Raw genomic sequence first — 5,287 nt, 5'->3', positions numbered from 1 at the left:
CACAAGCAAACACTCGTGAATTCGAGAGTTTATTGCGATTGCTGAGCCAAGTTTAGGGTTTTCACAAAACCCGATCAGTATTGAACTGAAGAGTTTGATCATGGCTCAGATTGAACGCTGGCGGCAGGCCTAACACATGCAAGTCGAGCGGCAGCACGGGAGCTTGCTCCTGGTGGCGAGCGGCGGACGGGTGAGTAATGCCTAGGAATCTGCCTGTTAGTGGGGGATAACGCGGGGAAACTCGCGCTAATACCGCATACGTCCTACGGGAGAAAGTGGGGGATCTTCGGACCTCACGCTAACAGATGAGCCTAGGTCGGATTAGCTAGTTGGTGGGGTAAAGGCCCACCAAGGCGACGATCCGTAACTGGTCTGAGAGGATGATCAGTCACACTGGAACTGAGACACGGTCCAGACTCCTACGGGAGGCAGCAGTGGGGAATATTGGACAATGGGCGCAAGCCTGATCCAGCCATGCCGCGTGTGTGAAGAAGGTCTTCGGATTGTAAAGCACTTTAAGTTGGGAGGAAGGGCTGCAAGTTAATACCTTGTAGTTTTGACGTTACCGACAGAATAAGCACCGGCTAACTTCGTGCCAGCAGCCGCGGTAATACGAAGGGTGCAAGCGTTAATCGGAATTACTGGGCGTAAAGCGCGCGTAGGTGGTGAGGTAAGTTGGATGTGAAAGCCCTGGGCTCAACCTGGGAACTGCATCCAAAACTGCCTGACTAGAGTACGGTAGAGGGTGGTGGAATTTCCTGTGTAGCGGTGAAATGCGTAGATATAGGAAGGAACACCAGTGGCGAAGGCGACCACCTGGACTGATACTGACACTGAGGTGCGAAAGCGTGGGGAGCAAACAGGATTAGATACCCTGGTAGTCCACGCCGTAAACGATGTCAACTAGCCGTTGGGTTCCTTGAGAACTTAGTGGCGCAGCTAACGCATTAAGTTGACCGCCTGGGGAGTACGGCCGCAAGGTTAAAACTCAAATGAATTGACGGGGGCCCGCACAAGCGGTGGAGCATGTGGTTTAATTCGAAGCAACGCGAAGAACCTTACCTGGCCTTGACATGCTGAGAACTTTCCAGAGATGGATTGGTGCCTTCGGGAACTCAGACACAGGTGCTGCATGGCTGTCGTCAGCTCGTGTCGTGAGATGTTGGGTTAAGTCCCGTAACGAGCGCAACCCTTGTCCTTAGTTACCAGCACGTGATGGTGGGCACTCTAAGGAGACTGCCGGTGACAAACCGGAGGAAGGTGGGGATGACGTCAAGTCATCATGGCCCTTACGGCCAGGGCTACACACGTGCTACAATGGTCGGTACAGAGGGTTGCCAAGCCGCGAGGCGGAGCTAATCCCACAAAACCGATCGTAGTCCGGATCGCAGTCTGCAACTCGACTGCGTGAAGTCGGAATCGCTAGTAATCGTGAATCAGAATGTCACGGTGAATACGTTCCCGGGCCTTGTACACACCGCCCGTCACACCATGGGAGTGGGTTGCTCCAGAAGTAGCTAGTCTAACCTTCGGGGGGACGGTTACCACGGAGTGATTCATGACTGGGGTGAAGTCGTAACAAGGTAGCCGTAGGGGAACCTGCGGCTGGATCACCTCCTTAATCGAAGACTTCAGCTTCTTCATAAGCACCCACACGAATTGCTTGATTCAGTTGCGAAAGGCGATTGGGTCTGTAGCTCAGTTGGTTAGAGCGCACCCCTGATAAGGGTGAGGTCGGCAGTTCGAATCTGCCCAGACCCACCAATTGTCGCGGGGCGTAAGGCCGGCCGACATTGGGGCCATAGCTCAGCTGGGAGAGCGCCTGCTTTGCACGCAGGAGGTCAGGAGTTCGATCCTCCTTGGCTCCACCACTCTCGGCGCGAAAGCTCAGACATGAGTATTCCGGCAGGAATGTTGATGTCTGGACTTTGTCTGGAAAATCGTTCTTTAACAATTTGGGTATGTGATAGAAGTGACTAACGGCGTGTTTCACTGCACGTTGTTAATCAAGGCAAAATTTGCGAGTTCAAGCGCGAATTTTCGGCGAATGTCGTCTTCACGATCGGATTTCAGGCCTGCTGAGAAGCAGATTGCTTGGGGTTATATGGTCAAGTGAAGAAGCGCATACGGTGGATGCCTTGGCAGTCAGAGGCGATGAAAGACGTGGTAGCCTGCGAAAAGCTTCGGGGAGTCGGCAAACAGACTTTGATCCGGAGATCTCTGAATGGGGGAACCCAGCCAGCACAAGCTGGTTATCACACACTGAATCCATAGGTGTGTGAGGCGAACCAGGGGAACTGAAACATCTAAGTACCCTGAGGAAAAGAAATCAACCGAGATTCCCTTAGTAGTGGCGAGCGAACGGGGACTAGCCCTTAAGCTTCTTGGATTTTAGCGGAACGCTCTGGAAAGTGCGGCCATAGTGGGTGATAGCCCCGTACGCGAAAGGGTCCAGGAAGTGAAATCGAGTAGGACGGGGCACGTGAAACCTTGTCTGAACATGGGGGGACCATCCTCCAAGGCTAAATACTACTGACTGACCGATAGTGAACCAGTACCGTGAGGGAAAGGCGAAAAGAACCCCGGAGAGGGGAGTGAAATAGAACCTGAAACCGTATGCGTACAAGCAGTGGGAGCCCACTTGGTTGGGTGACTGCGTACCTTTTGTATAATGGGTCAGCGACTTATATTCAGTGGCGAGCTTAACCGAATAGGGGAGGCGTAGCGAAAGCGAGTCTTAATAGGGCGTTTAGTCGCTGGGTATAGACCCGAAACCGGGCGATCTATCCATGAGCAGGTTGAAGGTTAGGTAACACTGACTGGAGGACCGAACCCACTCCCGTTGAAAAGGTAGGGGATGACTTGTGGATCGGAGTGAAAGGCTAATCAAGCTCGGAGATAGCTGGTTCTCCTCGAAAGCTATTTAGGTAGCGCCTCGTGTATCACTGCTGGGGGTAGAGCACTGTTTCGGCTAGGGGGTCATCCCGACTTACCAAACCGATGCAAACTCCGAATACCAGCAAGTGTCAGCACGGGAGACACACGGCGGGTGCTAACGTCCGTCGTGAAAAGGGAAACAACCCAGACCGTCAGCTAAGGTCCCAAAGTTATGGTTAAGTGGGAAACGATGTGGGAAGGCTTAGACAGCTAGGAGGTTGGCTTAGAAGCAGCCACCCTTTAAAGAAAGCGTAATAGCTCACTAGTCGAGTCGGCCTGCGCGGAAGATGTAACGGGGCTCAAACCATACACCGAAGCTACGGGTTCATCTTAGGATGAGCGGTAGAGGAGCGTTCTGTAAGCCTGTGAAGGTGAGTTGAGAAGCTTGCTGGAGGTATCAGAAGTGCGAATGCTGACATGAGTAACGACAATGGGTGTGAAAAACATCCACGCCGAAAGACCAAGGTTTCCTGCGCAACGTTAATCGACGCAGGGTTAGTCGGCCCCTAAGGCGAGGCTGAAAAGCGTAGTCGATGGCAAACAGGTTAATATTCCTGTACTTCTGGTTACTGCGATGGAGGGACGGAGAAGGCTAGGCCAGCTTGGCGTTGGTTGTCCAAGTTTAAGGTTGTAGGCTGAATGCTTAGGTAAATCCGGGCGTTCAAGGCCGAGAGCTGATGACGAGCTTTCTTTTAGAGAGCGAAGTGGTTGATGCCCTGCTTCCAAGAAAAGCTTCTAAGCTTCAGGTAACCAGGAACCGTACCCCAAACCGACACAGGTGGTCGGGTAGAGAATACCAAGGCGCTTGAGAGAACTCGGGTGAAGGAACTAGGCAAAATGGCACCGTAACTTCGGGAGAAGGTGCGCCGGTGAGGGTGAATGATTTACTCAGTAAGCCCATGCCGGTCGAAGATACCAGGCCGCTGCGACTGTTTATTAAAAACACAGCACTCTGCAAACACGAAAGTGGACGTATAGGGTGTGACGCCTGCCCGGTGCCGGAAGGTTAATTGATGGGGTTAGCGCAAGCGAAGCTCTTGATCGAAGCCCCGGTAAACGGCGGCCGTAACTATAACGGTCCTAAGGTAGCGAAATTCCTTGTCGGGTAAGTTCCGACCTGCACGAATGGCGTAACGATGGCGGCGCTGTCTCCACCCGAGACTCAGTGAAATTGAAATCGCTGTGAAGATGCAGTGTATCCGCGGCTAGACGGAAAGACCCCGTGAACCTTTACTGTAGCTTTGCACTGGACTTTGAGCCTGCTTGTGTAGGATAGGTGGGAGGCTTTGAAGCGTGGACGCCAGTTCGCGTGGAGCCATCCTTGAAATACCACCCTGGCATGCTTGAGGTTCTAACTCTGGTCCGTGATCCGGATCGAGGACAGTGTATGGTGGGCAGTTTGACTGGGGCGGTCTCCTCCCAAAGAGTAACGGAGGAGTACGAAGGTGCGCTCAGACCGGTCGGAAATCGGTCGCAGAGTATAAAGGCAAAAGCGCGCTTGACTGCGAGACAGACACGTCGAGCAGGTACGAAAGTAGGTCTTAGTGATCCGGTGGTTCTGTATGGAAGGGCCATCGCTCAACGGATAAAAGGTACTCCGGGGATAACAGGCTGATACCGCCCAAGAGTTCATATCGACGGCGGTGTTTGGCACCTCGATGTCGGCTCATCACATCCTGGGGCTGAAGCCGGTCCCAAGGGTATGGCTGTTCGCCATTTAAAGTGGTACGCGAGCTGGGTTTAGAACGTCGTGAGACAGTTCGGTCCCTATCTGCCGTGGACGTTTGAGATTTGAGAGGGGCTGACCTTAGTACGAGAGGACCGGGTTGGACGAACCTCTGGTGTTCCGGTTGTCACGCCAGTGGCACTGCCGGGTAGCTATGTTCGGAAGAGATAACCGCTGAAAGCATCTAAGCGGGAAACTTGCCTCAAGATGAGATCTCACTGGAGCCTCGAGCTCCCTGAAGGGCCGTCGAAGACTACGACGTTGATAGGTCGGGTGTGTAAGCGCTGTGAGGCGTTGAGCTAACCGATACTAATTGCCCGTGAGGCTTGACCATATAACACCCAAACAATCTGGCCCTGCACAGGCAGGTCAGCCGGACGGTGTCATGGTGAAGTCGACAACAACCGAAAGTTCGACAGAACCCGCAAAGCAAGCCAAATCGCTATCACACACCCAATTCGGGGTGGCGCCTCAACACGACACCCCAACCCAATTGCTTGACGACCATAGAGAGTCGGAACCACCTGATCCCATCCCGAACTCAGCAGTGAAACGACTCATCGCCGATGGTAGTGTGGGGTCTCCCCATGTGAGAGTAGGTCATCGTCAAGCTCCTATGCCGAA

The 5,287-nt window shown here is 53.3% G+C and carries 2 tRNA genes and 3 rRNA genes; all 5 read left to right on the top strand.

Annotated elements, in window-relative coordinates:
- The first annotated feature begins 82 nt into the window (after positions 1-82).
- Positions 83-1,621 (top strand): 16S ribosomal RNA (locus tag PSEWESI4_RS00060).
- 66 nt (positions 1,622-1,687) lie between these two features.
- Positions 1,688-1,764 (top strand) — tRNA-Ile (locus PSEWESI4_RS00055).
- 31 nt (positions 1,765-1,795) lie between these two features.
- Positions 1,796-1,871, top strand: a tRNA-Ala gene (locus PSEWESI4_RS00050).
- 235 nt (positions 1,872-2,106) lie between these two features.
- A 23S ribosomal RNA gene (locus PSEWESI4_RS00045) occupies positions 2,107-4,997 on the top strand.
- A gap of 162 nt (positions 4,998-5,159) precedes the next feature.
- A 5S ribosomal RNA gene (gene rrf / locus PSEWESI4_RS00040) occupies positions 5,160-5,275 on the top strand.
- Together the 16S, 23S and 5S rRNA genes with 2 tRNA genes alongside form the textbook arrangement of a ribosomal RNA operon.
- The last annotated feature ends 12 nt before the right edge of the window (positions 5,276-5,287 follow it).

Source organism: Zestomonas carbonaria (assembly GCF_904061905.1).
In the GTDB taxonomy this organism is placed as follows: Bacteria; Pseudomonadota; Gammaproteobacteria; order Pseudomonadales; family Pseudomonadaceae; genus Aquipseudomonas; species Aquipseudomonas carbonaria.
This window is presented reverse-complemented; position numbering and strand designations above follow the sequence as displayed.